Raw genomic sequence first — 1,229 nt, 5'->3', positions numbered from 1 at the left:
CGTCAGTTCGATTTCTATGACAAAACCAAACGATTTTGGTAATATGTTTTGTTCTTGATCAGGGCCATAGCGATGTGGATTAATTTGTTTCTTACTGCATTCAGCACGCTCATCTTGTTTTTACCTTCTTCAATTTTGCGATGGTAGTATGACTTCAGTTCATTGTTTAGTCGTACTGCTCTCATGGCAGCCATCTGCAGAACTGATTTGAGGCTACCATCAGCCATTTTAGACACTCTGGGAGTTGTCTTTAGGCTAGTGCCACTCTGTTGCTCAAAAGGAACTACTCCGGCAAAGCATGCTAACTTTCTCGGATCTAACAAACGTTTAAAACCGTGCGTTTTGGCAGCTAGTAACCAAGCGGTGACATCTCCTATTCCTGGCACTGTTTTAATTCTTTTTACTTCTTTATTTAAGGCAGGGTCCTTAGCGATTTCTTCTCTTATCAGCTTCTCAATATCCTTAACTCGTCTTTGTGTTCTTTGGATTTCTTTTTTATTGTGGGAGATAAGTTTAAGAACTGAGCTAACTGATTTTTGTTGACTTAGACCATCTATCCTTTGCTTTAAGGATCTTATTCGGTCTACTTCCGCTTTTCTTTCGGCAAGTAAAACCTTTAAAGAATAAATACTTTCCGATAGTGGTTCCCATGGATCAAAATCTTGATTATTTCTTTCAATAAACGTAGCAATTCTTTTGGCATCTACTTTATCATTTTTCCCTCGGACTAACCCAATACTCCTCTTAATATGTTTTGGATCTACCACATATACAATAAAATTGAAATTGGCTAGGACTCTGTAAAGGTGATGATTGTAATGCCCGGTATTCTCCATAGCTATTACAACTTGACTGTCTAGTTTGCTTAATTTCTTAGCAAGTTTTGAAAGGCTTTTTGGCTCATTTTTTATCTTGAAGAACTGTTCTCCATCAAGAGCTTTTAAACAAATGTCAAGAGTTCTTTTACTTACATCAATACCAACATAAATTGTTTTCATAACTTCGTAATACTTTCAATAAAAGAGGGTATTTCATCAATAACTCAACTCCTTAATAATGGGCTTTAAATCCCGAATTTCTATTAGAGATTGTTGATGAAAGTCTGAACTTAGGTCTGAATCGAACTGTGAATTTTAAAAAATTCTGAGTGAAAATAGTGTACCTAAGTTCAGCTCCCTTTTCTTAATTAAACTTGTAATAAATTTACTAATACAAGTCTAAAGGAGTGA

At 35.5% G+C, this 1,229-nt stretch carries 1 protein-coding gene; it reads right to left on the bottom strand.

Annotated elements, in window-relative coordinates; translation table 11 throughout:
- Positions 1–14: 14 nt before the first annotated feature.
- Entirely contained in the window at positions 15–998 is a 984-nt protein-coding gene (locus CRO16_RS16015; RefSeq protein ID WP_097057419.1) for an IS110 family RNA-guided transposase, read from the bottom strand.
- Positions 999–1,229: the final 231 nt, after the last annotated feature.

This window comes from Salinimicrobium sediminis (genome assembly GCF_900215295.1).
Lineage (GTDB): Bacteria > Bacteroidota > Bacteroidia > Flavobacteriales > Flavobacteriaceae > Salinimicrobium > Salinimicrobium sediminis.
The sequence above is the reverse complement of the archived record's forward strand: the minus strand, read 5'-3'. Positions and strand labels throughout refer to the sequence as shown.

Excerpts from the sequence above, each read along its gene's own strand:
- CRO16_RS16015 (WP_097057419.1), bottom strand. The coding sequence starts at position 998 with ATGAAAACAATTTATGTTGGTATTGATGTAAGTAAAAGAACTCTTGAC.